General features: G+C 66.8%; 14 protein-coding genes. 8 read left to right on the forward strand and 6 right to left on the reverse strand.

Going from position 1 to position 16096, the window contains the following annotated elements; translation table 11 throughout:
* Nucleotides 1-151 precede the first annotated feature (151 nt).
* From QMG84_RS03955 to QMG84_RS03965, 3 genes are all read right to left on the reverse strand, one after another.
* Nucleotides 152-1966, reverse strand: coding sequence for an aminopeptidase P family protein (locus QMG84_RS03955; protein ID WP_281930617.1), 1815 nt, complete (start codon nt 1964-1966; stop codon nt 152-154).
* A gap of 184 nt (nt 1967-2150) precedes the next feature.
* Nucleotides 2151-2642: a GNAT family N-acetyltransferase gene (locus QMG84_RS03960; RefSeq protein WP_281930618.1), complete on the reverse strand. Its 492-nt coding sequence runs from the start codon at nt 2640-2642 to the stop codon at nt 2151-2153.
* On the reverse strand, nt 2639-3541 hold the full coding sequence (locus QMG84_RS03965) for a 50S ribosomal protein L11 methyltransferase (protein ID WP_281930620.1): 903 nt from the start codon (nt 3539-3541) through the stop codon (nt 2639-2641). The genes QMG84_RS03960 and QMG84_RS03965 overlap by 4 nt, the downstream gene beginning before the upstream one ends.
* A 132-nt stretch (nt 3542-3673) precedes the next feature.
* Here QMG84_RS03965 and QMG84_RS03970 point away from each other — a divergent pair, with 132 nt between their 5' ends.
* From QMG84_RS03970 to QMG84_RS03990, 5 genes are all read left to right on the forward strand, one after another.
* Nucleotides 3674-4663 (forward strand): hypothetical protein, encoded by a 990-nt coding sequence (locus QMG84_RS03970; protein ID WP_281930621.1) that lies wholly within the window; start codon nt 3674-3676, stop codon nt 4661-4663.
* Nucleotides 4664-4714: 51 nt separating this feature from the next.
* A complete protein-coding gene (locus QMG84_RS03975) occupies nt 4715-5497 on the forward strand; it encodes a hypothetical protein (protein ID WP_281930623.1) in 783 nt (260 codons plus the stop codon).
* 100 nt (nt 5498-5597) lie between these two features.
* Entirely contained in the window at nt 5598-5972 is a 375-nt protein-coding gene (locus QMG84_RS03980; RefSeq protein WP_281930624.1) for an HMA2 domain-containing protein, read from the forward strand.
* Between the two features lie 360 nt (nt 5973-6332).
* Nucleotides 6333-6770 (forward strand): hypothetical protein, encoded by a 438-nt coding sequence (locus QMG84_RS03985; protein WP_281930626.1) that lies wholly within the window; start codon nt 6333-6335, stop codon nt 6768-6770.
* Nucleotides 6771-7067: 297 nt separating this feature from the next.
* Nucleotides 7068-7358, forward strand: a complete 291-nt coding sequence (locus tag QMG84_RS03990) for a DUF5132 domain-containing protein (protein ID WP_202073010.1) — start codon at nt 7068-7070, stop codon at nt 7356-7358.
* Nucleotides 7359-7422: 64 nt separating this feature from the next.
* Here QMG84_RS03990 and QMG84_RS03995 read toward each other — a convergent pair whose 3' ends face one another.
* The gene (locus tag QMG84_RS03995) at nt 7423-8496 is read right to left on the reverse strand and encodes a DUF2778 domain-containing protein (RefSeq protein ID WP_281930630.1); all 1074 of its coding nucleotides are present in this window, start codon (nt 8494-8496) and stop codon (nt 7423-7425) included.
* A 227-nt stretch (nt 8497-8723) separates the two neighbouring features.
* A complete protein-coding gene (locus tag QMG84_RS04000; RefSeq protein WP_281930632.1) occupies nt 8724-9815 on the reverse strand; it encodes a DUF2778 domain-containing protein in 1092 nt (363 codons plus the stop codon).
* A 177-nt stretch (nt 9816-9992) separates the two neighbouring features.
* Here QMG84_RS04000 and QMG84_RS04005 point away from each other — a divergent pair, with 177 nt between their 5' ends.
* Complete coding sequence (locus tag QMG84_RS04005; RefSeq protein ID WP_281930633.1) at nt 9993-10967, forward strand: glycine--tRNA ligase subunit alpha; 975 nt, start codon at nt 9993-9995, stop codon at nt 10965-10967.
* 345 nt (nt 10968-11312) lie between these two features.
* Nucleotides 11313-11693, forward strand: coding sequence for a hypothetical protein (locus tag QMG84_RS04010; protein ID WP_281930635.1), 381 nt, complete (start codon nt 11313-11315; stop codon nt 11691-11693).
* Between the two features lie 112 nt (nt 11694-11805).
* Here the strand turns inward: QMG84_RS04010 and QMG84_RS04015 are convergent, their stop codons facing one another.
* A complete protein-coding gene (locus QMG84_RS04015) occupies nt 11806-12405 on the reverse strand; it encodes a gamma-glutamylcyclotransferase (RefSeq protein ID WP_281930636.1) in 600 nt (199 codons plus the stop codon).
* A 193-nt stretch (nt 12406-12598) separates the two neighbouring features.
* Between QMG84_RS04015 and QMG84_RS04020 the strand changes: the two genes are divergently transcribed.
* The gene (locus QMG84_RS04020; RefSeq protein ID WP_281930639.1) at nt 12599-16054 is read left to right on the forward strand and encodes a chromosome segregation SMC family protein; all 3456 of its coding nucleotides are present in this window, start codon (nt 12599-12601) and stop codon (nt 16052-16054) included.
* Nucleotides 16055-16096 lie beyond the last annotated feature (42 nt).

Raw genomic sequence — 16096 nt, forward strand, 5'->3', positions numbered from 1 at the left:
TGAGCTTGCATGACGGTGCTGTGATGGTTCGGTGACAGCGTGGCCGTATCACCCCGTCATTGCGAGGAGCGAAAGCGACGAAGCAATCCAGGGCCGTGATGTGGCTCTGGATTGCTTCGTTCCGCTCGCAATGACGGTTTAAGCAGTCCTGTCAGATCGCCTGCGTCGCCTCACGCAGCCACTTCCGCGTCTTCGCGTCGACAAGCGGCGAAAGCGTCTTGCGCACATGAGCGTGATAGGCGTTGAGCCACGCAATCTCTTCGGCGTTCATCAACTTCGGTTCGACGCAGTTCAAATCGAAAGGCGCGAGCGTGATGCTCTCGAAGCCATGCATTTCGCGTTCGGCGCCGGCGATTTCGCGCTTTTCGACAATGATGAGATTTTCCAGCCTGATTCCATATTCGCCGGCGCGGTAATAGCCGGGCTCGTTCGAGAGAATCATGCCCCGCTGCAAAGGCGTCGCGCCCATCTTGGAAATGCGCTGCGGCCCCTCGTGCACGGAAAGATAAGAGCCGACGCCATGGCCGACGCCATGATCGAAATCGAGCCCCGCCTCCCATAAATAACGCCGCGCGAAAGCGTCGAGCTGCGCGCCGGTGACGCCTTTGGGAAACACCGCCCGCGCAATAGCGATATGGCCCTTGAGCACGCGCGTGAAGTGATCCTTCAATTGTTTGGAGGCGCGGCCGACGACGACCGTGCGCGTCACATCCGTCGTGCCGTCGATATATTGCGCGCCGCTGTCGATGAGATAGACGCCCTTGCCGATCTTGAGGTTGCTTTTCTCGGTCACGCGATAATGCGGAATCGCCGCATGCTCGCCGAAGGCGGAGATGGTCGGGAAGGAAATGTCGCGCAGATCGCCGCTCTCGCGGCGGAAGGTCTCCGCGGCTTCGGCCGCCGTGATTTCGGTGAGCGCGCCCTTTGGGGCCGCTTCTGCGAACCAGGCGAGAAAGCGCGTCAGCGCGGCGCCGTCGCGGATATGCGCTTCGCGCGCGCCGGCAAGCTCGGCCTTGTTCTTGATGGCCTTGGGCAGCGCCGCGGGGTCTTCGGCCACGCGCGGCTTGCCGCCGGCGGCGCGTAGCGTCTCGACGAGCTTCACGGGCGCAGTGGCGGCGTCGAACATCACCGTCTCGCCGCGCTTGCCGGCCTCGGTCAGATCGCCAATCAGCTCGGCGGGGGCGCGCAGCGTGAGGAATTTTTCCAATGCGGCGCGCGTCTTTGCGTCGAGCTTGGCGTCGTCGAGATAAAGCGTCGGCGCGCCTTCCTTGGGCAGAAGCGCAAAGGCGAGAACGATCGGCGTATGCGCCACATCGGCGCCGCGGATGTTGAAGGCCCAGCAGATGGCGTGCGGGTCGGACATCAACGTCGCGTCGGCGTCTTTCAGTGCCTCGCGCAGCTTCTTGATCTTGGAGGCGGCGGTCTCGCCGGCGTAGCGGGCAGGATGGATGGCGACGGGCCCCATGGGTTCGCTCGGGCGATCAGCCCAAAGCGCGTCGATCGGATTGGCGTCTAGCGGAACGAGCGCGATCTTCTTGCCTTCGACCGCCTTGGCGAAGCGTTCGATCTGGCCGCTCGTATGAACCCAGGGGTCATAGCCGATGCGCGCGCCCTCGCGCGCATGTTCTGCAAGCCACTTAGAGGGCGCGGTTTCCGAGATGTCGATCGGCGTGAGGATCTTGCCGTCGATCTCCTGGCGCACCTGGATCACATAGCGGCCATCGACGAAGATCGCGGCTTCCTGCGCGAGAACCACGGCAAAGCCGGCGGAGCCGGTGAAGCCTGTAAGCCAAGCGAGGCGCTCGGCGCTTTTGGGCACATATTCGTTCTGATGCGCATCTGCGCGGGGAACGAGAAAGCCGTCGAGGTTCTGGCGCGCGAGTTCCTCGCGCAGCGCGGCGATCCGCGTGGCGCTGTCGTGGGAGGAGGAGGCGTCGGCGAAGGATTGGAATTTTGCTTCGAACATGAAGCAAAGCTAGTTCGAGAAGGGATCATGAGCAATGGTTTGTCGCCGCGACAAGCGCCCCCTCCCTGTCCCTCCCCCGCTTCGCGGGAGAGGGGACGCTCGCGATCAGCGTACTCGATTAAGGCCACAATCTGCTCCCTCTCCCGCGTTAGCGCGCGTTAGCGGGGGAGGGTTGGGGAGGGGGCTATCGCAGCCGCAGCGCCATCAGCGCTTCGTCGAGATAATCGCCGTCGCCGAGCTTCGCCGCATGGGGCTCCACGCCATAGGTCGTAAAACCCCAGCGTTCGTAGAAGCGCTTCGCCCGTGCGTTCTCATCGACGACGGTCAGCGTGACGATCTCCGCCCGAAGGCGGGCCTGTTCGAGCAGCGCGTCCATCAGCCGGTCGGCGGCGCCGGAGCCGCGATGCGCGGCGCGCAGATACATGCCCCAGAGCAGCGCCTTGTGACCCAGTTTCGCGCCCGAGAAAAAGGCGAGCCCGGCGGCGCCCGCAAGCGCGTCATCGGCAAAATAGCCGGCGACGAAATCCCGCTCCAGCCGCGCGGCCCTCTCCGCGGCGCCGACTCCCGCCTCGTCCTGCGGCGCATAGCGAAAGCAGCGCGGCTCGAGGCGAAAGGCCTCCAGCCGCAGATGATGGAACGCCTCCGCATCCGCAGCGAGGAGGCGGCGGATCGTCACCGCGCGCCGCCGCGTCTCAATACGAGCGTGGCCCAGCCGTCGATGTCGCCGCGCTCGGCGAGCGAAAAGCCCTGGGCGCGATAGGCGGAGAGCACGCCGGCCACGTCGCGGGCGAGGAGGCCCGAAAGCACCAGCTCCGCGCCCGGCCCGGCGGCCGCGGCGATGGAGGGCGCGAGCAGCCGCAAGGGTTTGGCCAGGATATTCGCGAGGATGAGATCGTATTTGCCGACAATGGCTTCATGGCGCAGCCCCACGGCCACGACCGGCCGCACATAGGCGCCGGCGTCATTGGCCACGGCGTTGGCGCGGGCGGTTTCGACGGCGACAGGGTCGATGTCGCCGCAGGCCACAGGCTGATGAAGGAGCTTCGCCGCCGCGATCGCCAGCACGCCGGTTCCGGTGCCGACGTCGAGCACGCGGCGGGGACGGCGGCGTTTCAAGACGCGATCCAGCGCGCGCAGGCAGCCCAGCGTCGTGCCGTGGTGGCCGGTGCCGAAGGCGAGCGCCGCCTCGATCTCGACGCCGATGTCATTCGCCCGCACCCGGTCGCGATCGTGCGAGCCATGCACCAGCACGCGGCCGGCGCGCACCGGCTCCAGCCCGGCGAGCGACTTCTGGACCCAGTCTTCCTTGGCAATCTCCGAAAATTCCGCGCGGGCGGCGGTCTCGGCGTCGGTCACCACCTCGATCAGCCCGCGGATGTCATCTTCGTCGGGCGCCTCGGCGAAATAGACCTCGACCGTCCAGACCGGGCCGCCGTCGACCTCGAAGGCGCCGGCGGCGGTCTCGGTGGGGTCGAACGTCTCGACGATGATGTCCGCGACGGCGCGGGCGCGCCGCTCGTCCGTGGAGAGGCGCAGCACATGGCTGGCGCCATTGGGGGGAAGGCCTTCGAGCATGAGGCGCGCTTAGCACGGCGAGCCGGGGCGCGTCACCTTTTGGGGGCGAAATCGTTATGGCCCACCGGTGCCCCCACCCTCCTTTCCCGCATCGCTCCCGCCCTGTATGGTCGCGCTCGTAAGGGAGCGGAAATGACCGAAAAACTAACGGTTTGTCTCGTTGGGCCCAAGAAGGGCGGCAAGTCCTCGCTTCTGGCGTCGCTCGTCGACTGCGTCGCGCAGAGCGCCTTCGGCTATTCGCCCCGCTTGCGGCCGGCGCTGCAGCCGATCTCGCAGGCCGAGTTTGCCGCCGGGCCGGCGGATTTGCGCCGCGCCGATTTCTTCGCGGCCGAGAAGGGCGACTATGAGCGCCTGAAACAGGAATTCTCGGACGGCGGCGTCGCCACCGACACGCTCAATACCTACGAATATTATTTCCGGCTCTCGGTGAATGGCGAGGCGCCGCCCGAGGTCGTGACGCGCGGGCCCTGGCTGCTGGAGATCGTCGACTCGGCCGGCGAAATCGCCGCGCCGCCGGATGGCGCGGAGGTCGCGATCCTCAACGACGTGAAAGCCAAGCTCGCGCGCCAGATGCTGGAGGCGGATGCGCTGGTGCTGGTGCTGCCGCTGGTGCGGCTCGACGACTCCGCCTGGATGGGCGCGCTGGCGCGGCTCATCGACCGCCTTGCGCTCGCGCGCGAGAAGAAGCTCAAGCGCCTCGTCGTCGTCTTCTCGCAATATGAGCGGCTGTTCACCCGGCTGGGGCCGAGCGCCTTCACCTATGCCTGCGATCCTGCCGTGGCGCTGCATGTGTTGCGCAAGTCGCTGCGCTCGGCGCAATGGCTCTCGCGGCTCAGGGCGCTGGACGCCGTCGGCGTCTCGGTGCGCTACACCGTCTGCTCGGCCTATGGCTTCGTCAAACGCTTCCAGAACCCGAATATGGACCCGCATCAGCCGGGCGAGCGCCGGTTCCGCCGCGCCGGCTTGGAGGGCGCGCGCGTCCATAGCGAATATTGGCGGCCGTTTCTGACGGCCGAGCCCATTCTCTACGCCGCTTTGGGGCTCGACAGCGCCTTCACATTCTCCCACGCGCAGATCGACGCGCTGGAAGAGGAAATTCCGGCGACTGCAATTCTTGCTTAATGAAACGTTCCTATTTGTCGTAAACCAAAACACTTTGTGAGGGGCGGGTTTATGGCGAGCGGAACGCCGTCTGGCGGCGACGAGATCATCACCTTTCACCGCCTGCATTACGGCAAGCTCGGCGAGGGTGACGAGCGGCGCGTGCCCGCCTCGGCGGGCTATGCCGTCACGCGCCGTTCCGCGGGCCTTGATCGCGCCTGGGACCCTTATCTGTCGCCCTTGCGTCTCGCGGGACTGCGCCGCTTCGAGCCGGACGCCATCGCGGTTGGCGCGCGTGGCGCCGGTTGCCTGATTGCGCGGGCGGTCGGCGATAGCATCATTTTCATGCGCGCCCGATTCCGGCCCGAGGATGGCGAGCGCGGCGACGGACGCCTGCATCAGCAGTCGGCGATTCTGGTCGGCGCCTTCGAGGCCTTCCGGCGCAACCCTGCTGGCTGCCTCTCCATCGCCGCGCATGATCTGCGGGCGCTGCCTGATCTGGCGAGCGAAGACGCGGTCGCGCGGCTGAACGAGTCGCCGCTCCGCTGGCGGGTGTCGCGGCCCGATTTAGAGGACGTGCGCCGCATCGTGGAGCAGGCGCCCTGGGCCTTTCGGATGCTCGAGACGTTGCTCGACGGCGCCGATAGCGGGGCCGACGCCTCCCATGATTTCGGGGCGCAGGATTTCGCCGATGAAGGCGCTTTCCTCGCCGGCGTGGGCCTGGTGCTGGAGCTCCTGCCCCCGGCCTATCCGCGCTGGCGCGACGTCAGCGTCGTTTCGGGCCTCGCCAATCCGCTGCCGGGCCTTTGCTTGCGCTATATCCCGTCCTCGGGACAGGCGCAGGCGGCGGCCTGATCGTCTGCGACCCTCGCGCACGACGCCCCAGAAATGTCATGCAGTTGTAATTCGATCAGGCTAAGTAGTTGTACCAGCAACACTAAACGTCGGCTGTCAGATGGTCCTTCACCTGCACCATGTTCCCGGGCGACTGCGGGTCTGCCTCGCAAATCTTGTGGGCGATTCGCGCGCGATTATCCCCCTCCATTCGGCGCTGCTTGCTGTTCCCGGCGTGAGATCCGCCTCGATCAACGCCCACACGGGCAGCGTCACGGTGCTCTATCACCGGGCCGACTTCGATTTGGAGGCCTTCTGGGCGACGCTGCGGCGGCAGGGCTGCCTCAGCGATCAGGCCGGCGAGCCCGCCCCGTCACACAGCGCCGACTCTGTTGCGACGAGTGCGGCTTCCGGGCTTGGCCAGGCCCTGGCTTCGGCGCTGGTGAAGAGCCTGTTCGACCGCTCGGCGCTTTCCCTGGTCAAATTGCTGACCTGATACCGTTTCCGTTTGAACAGCGCGTATTGGGCGCTTGTCATTCCCGACGGGCCAAAGGCCCGATCGGGAATCCAGAGCCAATAAAAGCGCTGGTTTGGCTCTGGATTCCCGTTCGCTGCGCGAGCGGCGGGACGTCCAACCTCACATGACGTGTCCGATCCTCAAAACTATTCGCGCGTCCCGCGCTCACGCGCGCTTGAATGCGCTTTCCCTGGAACTATCGTTTCGTCAAAGAGCCCGGCCCTATGCGGGAAAAGCCCGATGACGAGACATCACGGATTCCATGTTGCGCACGCCACGCCTCGGCGGCTGCGACTCCAGGCGCCGCACAAACGCGGTGACCGTGAATTTTTTAGGTCTGTGCAAGACCAGTTGTCACAATGGCCGGACGTCGAGCGCGTCGACGTCAATCCGCTTTCCACGAGCGTCGTGATTCATGCTCCCGACGCCGAAGCCATTCTCGATCTGCTGGAATCGAGTGGCATGCTGCGGGCTATGGAAGCCCCTGTGCGCGACGGGAGGAACGAAGCGCCCCAGCCGAAACAGCCGAGCGCCAAGCCCCAGGCGCATCTCCAGCGCCGGAGCCCCGGCCGGGTCAATGTGGCGCGGATTTCCGTCTTCGCTATTGTGGGCGCGAGCGTCGCACTCAAACTGGCGCGCGGCAATAGTGTGGCCGCGGCGGCTATGGTCCTGCTCTATGGCGGTCGGGCGGCGCAACGCTGGTGGGTTTCCTATCAGGAGGGGCAGCGCGCCGCCGTGCCTTTGCGGCAGTTTCCGCCGCCCGCCGGCGGCAGGTGAGATCGCGTCGTCGGCTGTGCGTAGCTCTGCCTAACTAAAAGATTTTAAATGTTTTAGGCGCTGACGCGCCTTGAAGGCGCAACGCGGATGCGCACATGACTGGTGTGAGATCCGTTGATTGGTTCGGCGTCATTCCCGACGCTTGCATAGCGAGCGATCGGGAATCCAGAGCAAAACCAGCGCTTCTGCGGCTCTGGATTCCCGGTCGGGCTTTCAGCCCGCCGGGAATGACATCCCCCAGTGCGAGCCATTCAACCGGAAAGGGATCGTTCGATCACATCCTGAAGGAGCACGGCAATGGCGCTGTTCGAAGACCTCATGGAAGAAGCATTGGGACCCGTGGCGATCGGCATCGGGGCGCTTCTTGTCGTTCCGGCGTTGTTCCCCTCGGTCGGGCGCGCGCTGCGGCCGGTAGCCAAGGGGGCGATCAAGACCGGTATCTCCGTCTATGAGAGGACCGTCGCCACCATCGCCGAAGCGACGGGCGATCTCGTCGCCGAGGCGCGCTCCGAGCTCGAAAGCGAGTCGCATCGCGTCGCGGGGCCGGAGCGCGGAGGGACACACGGTCACGCGCACGCGCCCACCTGATAGCAAGCTGCGCGACACAAACGCCGCCGAGGGACGCACCCTCGGCGGCGTTTTTTAAGAGCCGTTACATCCGCGCGACGACGACCAGCCGGCGCACCTCGCCGCGCTTATAGGCTTGCAGGAAGGCGCTATAGTTTCGGAACGAGACGCAGCCGTTGGAATCTCCGTTCGGGCCCAGCATGAAGGTGTGGGCGAGGAGACCGGCGCGCCCGTAGATGTTGTCTCCGCCGATGGGCGTGAGCCGAAGCGCCTCGACGCCATGGAACAGCGCCTCGCGCGGCGTAAGCGCATAGACCGTCGGCGGGGTCGGGCCCTTCATCCGCACATGGACGAAACGCGGGTCGTCGAGATGCGGGCCGAGGCCGGAATGCGCCTCGAGCCTCGTTCCGTCCGGCATGTAAACCGTGTGGGCGGAGATGTCGTAGACGGCCGTGCCGGCGCCAGCGCGGGCCGTTGCGGTCGATTGAGCGGGGACGGAAGGCGCAACTGCGCTGGTCAGGCCGCCAAAGAGCCCGCCGGTCGATTCCTGCGGCGCATAAGCCAAGGCCTGGGTTTGGCCCTGCGCCGCGACGGCCTGCTGCTGTCGGCGGCCGCGGCCGAGGGGGGCGGGCTGAGGCTGGCCGGCTTGCTGTTGCTGTTCGGCGCCGGCGCCGCCGAAAATCTTCTCGAAGAAACCGCGGTTGTCCGCCGGGGCGGGCGCCGGCTCGCTCGGCAGCGCCGCCTGGCGTATGGGCGCTTCAGGCGCGCGGCTCACGGAATTTTTCAGCTCGGCCGGGCGATGCGGCGGCAGCGGCGCGCCCGTCTCCTCGGCAATGTCGGCGGGCGGCGGCTCGACGCTCTCGTTTGGCGCGGTCGACTCGACCCTGGCCTCCAGCGCGGCGCTCTGTTGAGGGGCAGGCGCCGTCGCGACGGCGCTGCGCGCCCAGGGGCCGAGCCCGACGACCATCGGCCCATAGGGATGTGGGCCCTGGGTTGGCTGCGCGGCCCCGGCGAGGACTGGGGCCGGCGCCGGGCGCTGATGAAGCCCTTGCCAAGCGGCCAGCAAGCCCAAGGACAATACGCCCGCGCCCAGCACGGCATAGGCAAGCGGCCGGCCGTGATCGCGCGACAATAAGCCGTGTAGATGGGTTTTCTTCAACGTCCGCCCCCGAAAGCATCGCTGGGGCGCGCCATTTGTGCCTTAGGGCTTCGACGAATCGATGCTCCGGACCCGGAGTGGCGCGCGCAATAGCGTCACGGCAACACTCTGGAAAAGCATCGCGGCCTTGCTTGGGCTCAATTCGGGCGAATTCTTGGCTGTAAACAGGCGCTTCGGGGAACGGCGCCGGAGCAGGCAGGGCGGGAAGGTCCCGCCTGCTCAGTCGTTTACAGGTGGGAAACCACCGCGAGGCGCCGGATTTCGCCTCGCTTATAGGCGTTGAGGAAGGCGTCGTAGTCGCGGAAGGAGACGCATCCGTTCGAGTCGCCGTTGGGGCCGAGCATATAAGTATGCGCCAGCAATCCCGCGCGATTGTAGATCGCCCCGCCGCCGCCGACAGGATTGAGCCGCAGCGCCTCGACGCCATGGAACAGCGCCTCACGCGGCCTCAGATCGTAAACATGCGGCGGGGTCGGACCCCGCATGCGCAAATGCACATAGCGCGGGTCGTCGAGATGCTCGCGCAGCCCGGAATGGGCCTCGAGCCGCTGGCCGTTCGGCATGTAAACCGTGCGGGCGGAGATGTCGTAGACCGCCGTGTAGCGGTCGAAGCGCGCGCTCGGATTCGCCGGCGCCACGGCGCTGTGCAGCCCGCCGAAAAGCCCGACTGGATCGGAAGGGTTGGCGTAGGCCATGGCTTCCTGACGGTGGGCCGCCCGCGGCGCGGCGGCCTGGGGCGCGCCGCCGAACAGTCGCTCGAAGAAGCCCGGATTGTCGGACGGGGTCGCCGGAACGGCGGTGGCACCCTCGAGGCGCGAAATCCGGCGCGACGCCGGTTCGTGCCGCGCGGCGAGCGGCAGCTCCTTTGGCGCCTCGGGCCGCAGCGCGGCCGAGAGCTCGGCGGGCCGGCGCGGCGGGGTGGGCGCATCGGCCGTGACATGGGGCGGCTCGACGAGAGCGGCGCTGACGGTGCGCAATTCGACCGGGCGCGTTGGAGGCGCCGGCGGCTCGGGAGCCTTCGCCAGCGGCGCGGGCGTCGCCGCCTCGGCCTCCGCCACAAAACGGAACGGCGGCTTCGCGCGCGCCTCGCGCGGCGCAAAGGCGCTCGCCGCATGGGGGCCGATGTCGGAGAGATAGGAGCCGCGCAGGCCAAGGTCCTTGACGCCCGCGGCCTCGGCGTCAGGCGCCGGGTCGAGGGGCGAGCGCGGGAAGAGCAAGGCGCCTGTCAAGAGGCAGATGCTCAGCGCCCCGAGCGCCGGGATGATCCGGCGAAGCTCTCGGGATGAAAAAACGCGAGGATACAGAACCATGTTACGCATGGTTCGACGCTAGCGCGGGGTGCTTTCGGAATGGTTGCCAAGCCCTTTCCGCCGAACGACGGATTTGGCTTAAATTGAGACGACTTCTGAGGCGGACGCGCCCCATTGACCGCGCGCCGCGACAACCGTAACTGCTTCGTCGCAAGATCCGCGAAGGCGCGGCCAGGGGTTCGAGATATGAGCGTCGATCAAAGCAAGGAAGCGGTTGCCGCCAATGCGTCGCGCGGGGCTGTCGACTATCTCTCCCCCACGCGCTCCTTCCAGGGCTTGATTCTCACGCTGCAAAATTACTGGGCGGCGCAGGGGTGCGTCATTTTGCAGCCTTACGACATGGAGATGGGCGCGGCGACCTTCCATCCGGGGACGACGCTGCGCGCCCTCGGCCCCAAGCCCTGGCGCGCCGCTTATGCGCAGCCGTGCCGGCGGCCCAAGGATGGGCGCTATGGCGAGAACCCCAACCGGGTGCAGCATTATTATCAGTTCCAGGTGATCCTGAAGCCGTCGCCGCCCAATCTCCAGGAGCTGTATCTCGGCTCGCTCGCCGCCATCGGCCTCGACGCCCGGCTGCATGACATTCGTTTCGTCGAGGACGACTGGGAGAGCCCGACGCTCGGCGCCTGGGGCCTCGGCTGGGAGTGCTGGTGCGACGGCATGGAAGTCTCGCAATTCACCTATTTCCAGCAAGTCGCCGGCTTCGAATGCGCGCCGGTCGCGGGCGAATTGACCTATGGGCTCGAGCGTCTCGCCTGCTATCTGCAGGGCGTCGACAGCATTATGGAGCTGAATTTCAACGGCCGCGACGGCGACGAGAAGGTCACGTATCGCGACGTCTTCCTGCAGGCTGAGCAGGAATATTCCCGCCATAATTTCGAAGCCGCCGACACGGCGAAGCTTTTCGAGGATTTCAAGGACGCCGAGGCCGAGTGCCGGCGCCTTCTCGATTTCGGCGCAGGCTCGGGCGACGAGATGCACCGCATGGCGCTGCCCGCCTATGACCAATGCATCAAGGCGAGCCACGCCTTCAACCTGCTCGATGCGCGCGGCGTGATCTCGGTCACCGAGCGTCAGAGCTACATTCTGCGCGTGCGCGAGCTGGCCAAGGCCTGCGGCGCCGCTTGGCTGAAGACCGCCGGGGGCGGGGCCAACGCTTAAAACCGCGGCGGGAGCAGCCAGCGCGGCGCTTGCGCCAGGAATTCCGGCTCTGTCTCCCGCGTAGTCGTGCGCCTCTGTCTCAGCTTGAAACAGAAGCTTGGCCTCCCCATTTTCACGACAAGACGCTTTTCGCCATGCGCGCTGGCGCACATCCGGGCGATGCTGAGCGGGGCATAAACGCGGCGAGACGGGTTGCCGTCTTGCGTTGTGCGGTCGGCGCAACGCGGCGCGCGCCCGCCGGGCCTTGTTCAGGAACCCGAGGTTTCGGCGGTCGCGCGCCTTGACAGCGTGCAGTGTTTGTTCTAGTTGTGTTCTTGTTCTGCTCCCGCTTTTGGCAGGGTCGTCATGCAACGCTTCGCTTCCCCCAGGTCCCGCTCGATCCGCGCTTTTACGCCGCGCGGGCAGGAACTCGATTCTCTTGCGGATTCGGAGGCGCTGCGCGGCCGTTTCTTCTCCTGGCGGGGCGCGAGCGGGCGGCGTTTTGTCTGTTCCGTTTTCCAGCGCGGCGAGGAAGGCTTTGTCTCCGACGTTGAGAGAGGCGCGATCATCGGCGTCGCCTCCGACGGCGGCGTCCTGCGCCCGGTCTGCGTCTTTGCTGCTGCGGAGCGCCGCTCACGCGATGCACTGCGCAAGGTCGGACGTGAGCTCGTCGTCGTTGAATGGCATGTGCATTTCTGCCCGGACATAGAAGCGGTTCGCGATCTGGCCGGATCGCTGCTGAATTGAGTGCGTGTGGCGTTGGTGGCGTTTGTCGCGTGCTTGGCCGTAATGAGGCGTTGCGTGAGCGTTCGTGCTGCTTGTTCGTAAGCGCGCCCAGTCGGCGTAACTTCGTGTTTCCTCAATGGCCGGGGTTCGCCCCGGCCTTTTTTTGTGCGGGGGCCGTGCGGCAGGAGCATTGGTCCAACCGCCGGACGACCTCCGCCAGCTCGGCGTCGTGAATATCGAGCTGGAGCAGATGTTCATATGTGTTGCGGACATAGGCCGGATTGTCGCCGGCAAGCCCGCACCCTTCGGCAATGAGCTTTGTCATCTCATCATAGGGGAGACGGCCCGCATATTGGCAGTGACTACGGTCGACCACATAGGCCAAAGCGTTGGCGCACCCGCCCTCGGCGAAGCGGACCCCCACCGTCTTTTCGAGATAGACGGCGGTCACGAGCTCCCGCTCACGCAAATATTGAACGGTTTTTTCACGCTCTTTCGCCGCCACGCGAAAGGCCACCCCCTGGCAGGAGCCGCCCTTGTCGAGGCCGAGCACGAGACCAGGACGCTCCGGCGTGCCGCGATGCACATGGGAGAAAATGCAGAGAGAGCGGTGGTAGCCATGGACCCAGGCGAGCGCGCTTTCGACATAGTCGAAGCCCGGACGCCACATCAGCGAGCCATAGCCGAAAACCCAAAGATCGTCGCTGCAGGATACCGTCGCCGCCAAGCTCATCCTCGAACGAGAGTTAAGGCCGGAAGGCCGTCGCGATTCACCGTTCGGTCCCATCTTTTCGGCTGAATCCCTCCAGCGCAATAGGAAAATAGGGAAGCTCGCGATTCGGCGCTTTCGTCGCGCGCCGTTCTTCCCACAAGATATTGCGGGCGCTTCCTTGCATTCGTCATTCTTTTGTGGCGCATTTTTGCCTATGAAATTCGAGCGCCTCAGACTTCTTGGCTTCAAGAGCTTCTGCGAGTCGACCGACTTCCTGATCCAGCCGGGCCTCACCGGCGTGGTCGGGCCGAACGGTTGCGGCAAGTCGAATCTCGTCGAGGCCCTGCGCTGGGTCATGGGCGAAAACTCCTATAAAAACATGCGCGCGTCCGGCATGGACGACGTGATCTTCTCGGGCGGCGGCTCCCGCCCGGCGCGCAATTTCGCTGAAGTGGGCCTCGTCCTCGACAATACCGCCCGCCTTGCGCCCGCGGCCTTCAACGACGCCGACACGATCGAGGTCAGCCGCCGCATCGAGCGCGAGCAGGGGTCGACCTATCGCGTCAATGGCAAGGAAGTCCGCGCCCGCGACGTGCAGCTTCTCTTCGCCGACGCCGCGACGGGCGCGCGCTCGCCCTCGCTCGTGCGCCAGGGCCAGATTGGCGAGATCATCTCGGCCAAGCCGCAGGCCCGCCGCCGCATTCTGGAGGACGCCGCCGGCGTCGCCGGTCTCCATACCCGCCGCCACGAGGCCGAGCTGCGGCTCAATGCGGCGTCCGAAAATCTCACGCGCCTCGAGGACGTCCTGAAACAGGTCGAGAGCCAGGGCGACAGCCTGCGCCGTCAGGCGCGCCAGGCCGCCCGCTACCGCGAGATCGCCGCCAAAATCCGCCAGAACGAGGCGCTCGTCGCTTTGGTGTCCTATCAGATCGCCGCCGACAGCCTGCGCGACGCCGCGGCAAAGCTCGAAGCCGACATCGCCAATGTCCAGCAACGCACGCTGGAGCAGGCGGAGAGCGCGAAGTTTCAAGCCATTGCGGCGCATGAGCTGCCGAAGCTGCGCGAGAAGGAGGCCGAAGCCGGCGCCGCCGTGCACCGTCTCGTCGCCGCGCGCCAGTCTCTGGAGGTCGATGAAGAGCGCGCCAAGCAGCGCATCTCGGAGCTTGCCCGCCAGATCGAGCAATTCATGCGCGACCTCGAGCGCGAGCGCGCGCTGATCGAGGACGCCGCCGAGGTCGCCGAGCGGCTGGAGGAGGAGCGCGCCGAGCTGCTCGGCGCCGACACTTTCGACGGCGAGCGCGAAGCCGAAGCGAAGGCGCGCCTCGCCGAGATTGAGGCGGCGCTGGCGGAGACCGAGTCGGAGCTTTCCGATGCTCAGCAGCAGCTCGCCGGTGTCAACGCTCGCCGGGCGGCGATCGAATCGGCGTTGCGCGACGAAAATCAGCGCGTCGCCCGCTTCGAAGCGGAGCTGACGCGCCTCGATACGGAATTCGCCCTTATCGCCGGGCAGGGCGGCGGCGCCGAAGAGGCTGAACGGCTCGCCGAAGCCTTCGAGATGGCGGTCGAAGCGGCCAATGCCGCCGACGAGGCCGCCCAAATGGCGGAAGAGGCCCAGCGCGCGGCGCGCGACGCCGAGGCCGCGGCCCGCCAGCCGGTGGAGCAGGCGGCGCTGAAGGCGCAGCGGCTGGAGACGGAAGTCCGCACGCTCGAAAATCTGCTGCAGTCGGGCTCGGGCGGGCTCTGGGCGCCGGTCGTTGAGAGCATGACTGTCGAGAAAGGCTATGAGACCGCGCTCGGCGCGGCGCTCGGCGACGATCTCGACGCCTCCGCCGAAACCTCCGCGCCCGCCCATTGGGCAGTCACGCCCGACGCCGGCGATCCGGCGCTGCCGCCCGGGGTCCGCTCACTCGGCGAGATGGTCGAGGCGCCGCCGGCGTTGCGCCGTCGTCTGGCGCAGATCGGCGTCGTGCTGCGCGCCGAGGGCGAAAGCCTGCGCAAGCTCTTAAAGCCCGGCCAGCGGCTCGTCTCCAAGGAGGGCGATCTGTGGCGCTGGGACGGCTTCACCCAGGCGGCCGAGGCCCCGACGCCGGCCGCCCGCCGTCTCGCCGAAAAGAACCGGCTGGAAGATCTGCGCGCTGAGGCCGAACGCGCCCGCGCCCAGGCCGACGCCCTCGCCGAGGAGCTCGACGCCGCGCGCGAGGCCACCCGGCTCGCCGCCATGGCCGACGCCCAGGCCCGCGAAGCCCAGCGTCGTTCTCGCGCCCAGCTCGAGGAGGCGCGCGAACGCCACAGCGCGGCGGAGCGGCGCCTCGCGCAGATCGGCCAGCGCCTCTCCGCGCTGGAGGAGGCCAAGGCCCAGACGCTCGCCAATCGGGATGAAGCCGCGCAAAAGCGTGACACGCTTTCGGCCCAGCTCGACGCGCTGGAGGAGCCCGCCTCGCTCGCCGGCATGCTGGAGAGCCTGCGCGCTCGCGCCATGGTCGAGCGCGCCCAGGCGGGCGAGGCCCGCGCCGCGCTGACGAGCCTGCGTAACGAAGCGAGCGCCCGCGCCTCCCGCATCAACGCTATCCTCCGCGAGATCGCCTCCTGGGCCGAGCGGCGCGACCGCGCCCAGGATCGCCTCGGCGAATTGGAGGAGCGGCTCGAATCGGCGCGCGAGGAGCAGGAGCGCCTCGCCGAATCGCCCGACGCCTTCCTCGAACAGCGCCGCGCGCTGATGAACGCGCTGGAAGAGGCCGAGGCCGCCCGCCGCGCCGCCTCGGACGCGCGCGCCGAGGCCGAAACCCGCCTCGCCGAATCGGACCGCGCCGCCCGCGCCGCGCTCGACGCGATGAGCGCCGCCCGCGAGGCCAAGGCGCGCAGCGAAGCGCAATTGGAGGCGGCCAAACAGCGCGCCGCCGACATCGAACGCGCGATCCAGCACGATCTCGAAACGACCCCCGCCGCGCTGGCAGGCCTTGCCGAGGTGAAAGAGGGCGATGAGCTTCCGGAGATTGCCGAGGTCGAAAAGCGGCTCGAAATTTTGCGCGCCGATCGCGAGCGGCTCGGCGCCGTCAACCTGCGCGCCGAGGAAGAGCTTTCCGAGATCGATTCGACCCGCGAGAAGATGATCGCCGAACGCGATGACCTCGCGGAAGCCATCAAGAAGCTGCGCGCCGCCATCGCGAGCCTTAACAAGGAAGGCCGCGAGCGCCTGCTCGCCGCTTTCGACAAGGTCAATGCGCATTTCAAGGAGCTGTTTACGATCCTCTTCGGCGGCGGTTCGGCGGAGCTGCAGCTCGTCGAGAGCGACGATCCGCTGGAGGCCGGCCTCGACATTCTCGCCCGCCCGCCGGGCAAGAAGCCCGCGGCCATGTCGCTGCTCTCCGGCGGCGAGCAGGCGCTGACCGCCATGTCGCTGATTTTCGCGGTGTTTTTGACAAATCCCTCGCCGATCTGCGTGCTCGACGAAGTCGACGCGCCGCTGGACGACTATAACGTCGAGCGCTTTTGCGACCTCATCGACGAAATGCGCAAGAAGACCGACACGCGCTTCGTGACGATCACCCACAACCCGATCACCATGGCGCGCATGGACCGGCTCTTCGGCGTGACCCAGGCCGAACGCGGCATTTCGCAGCTCGTGTCGGTGGATCTGGAGCAGGCGGAGAAGTTCGCGCTGGCGAGCTGAAGCCACGGCTTCAGACTCCATAGGAATTGAGCTCGCGACTTG

The organism is Methylocystis iwaonis (assembly GCF_027925385.1).
In the GTDB taxonomy this organism is placed as follows: Bacteria; Pseudomonadota; Alphaproteobacteria; order Rhizobiales; family Beijerinckiaceae; genus Methylocystis; species Methylocystis iwaonis.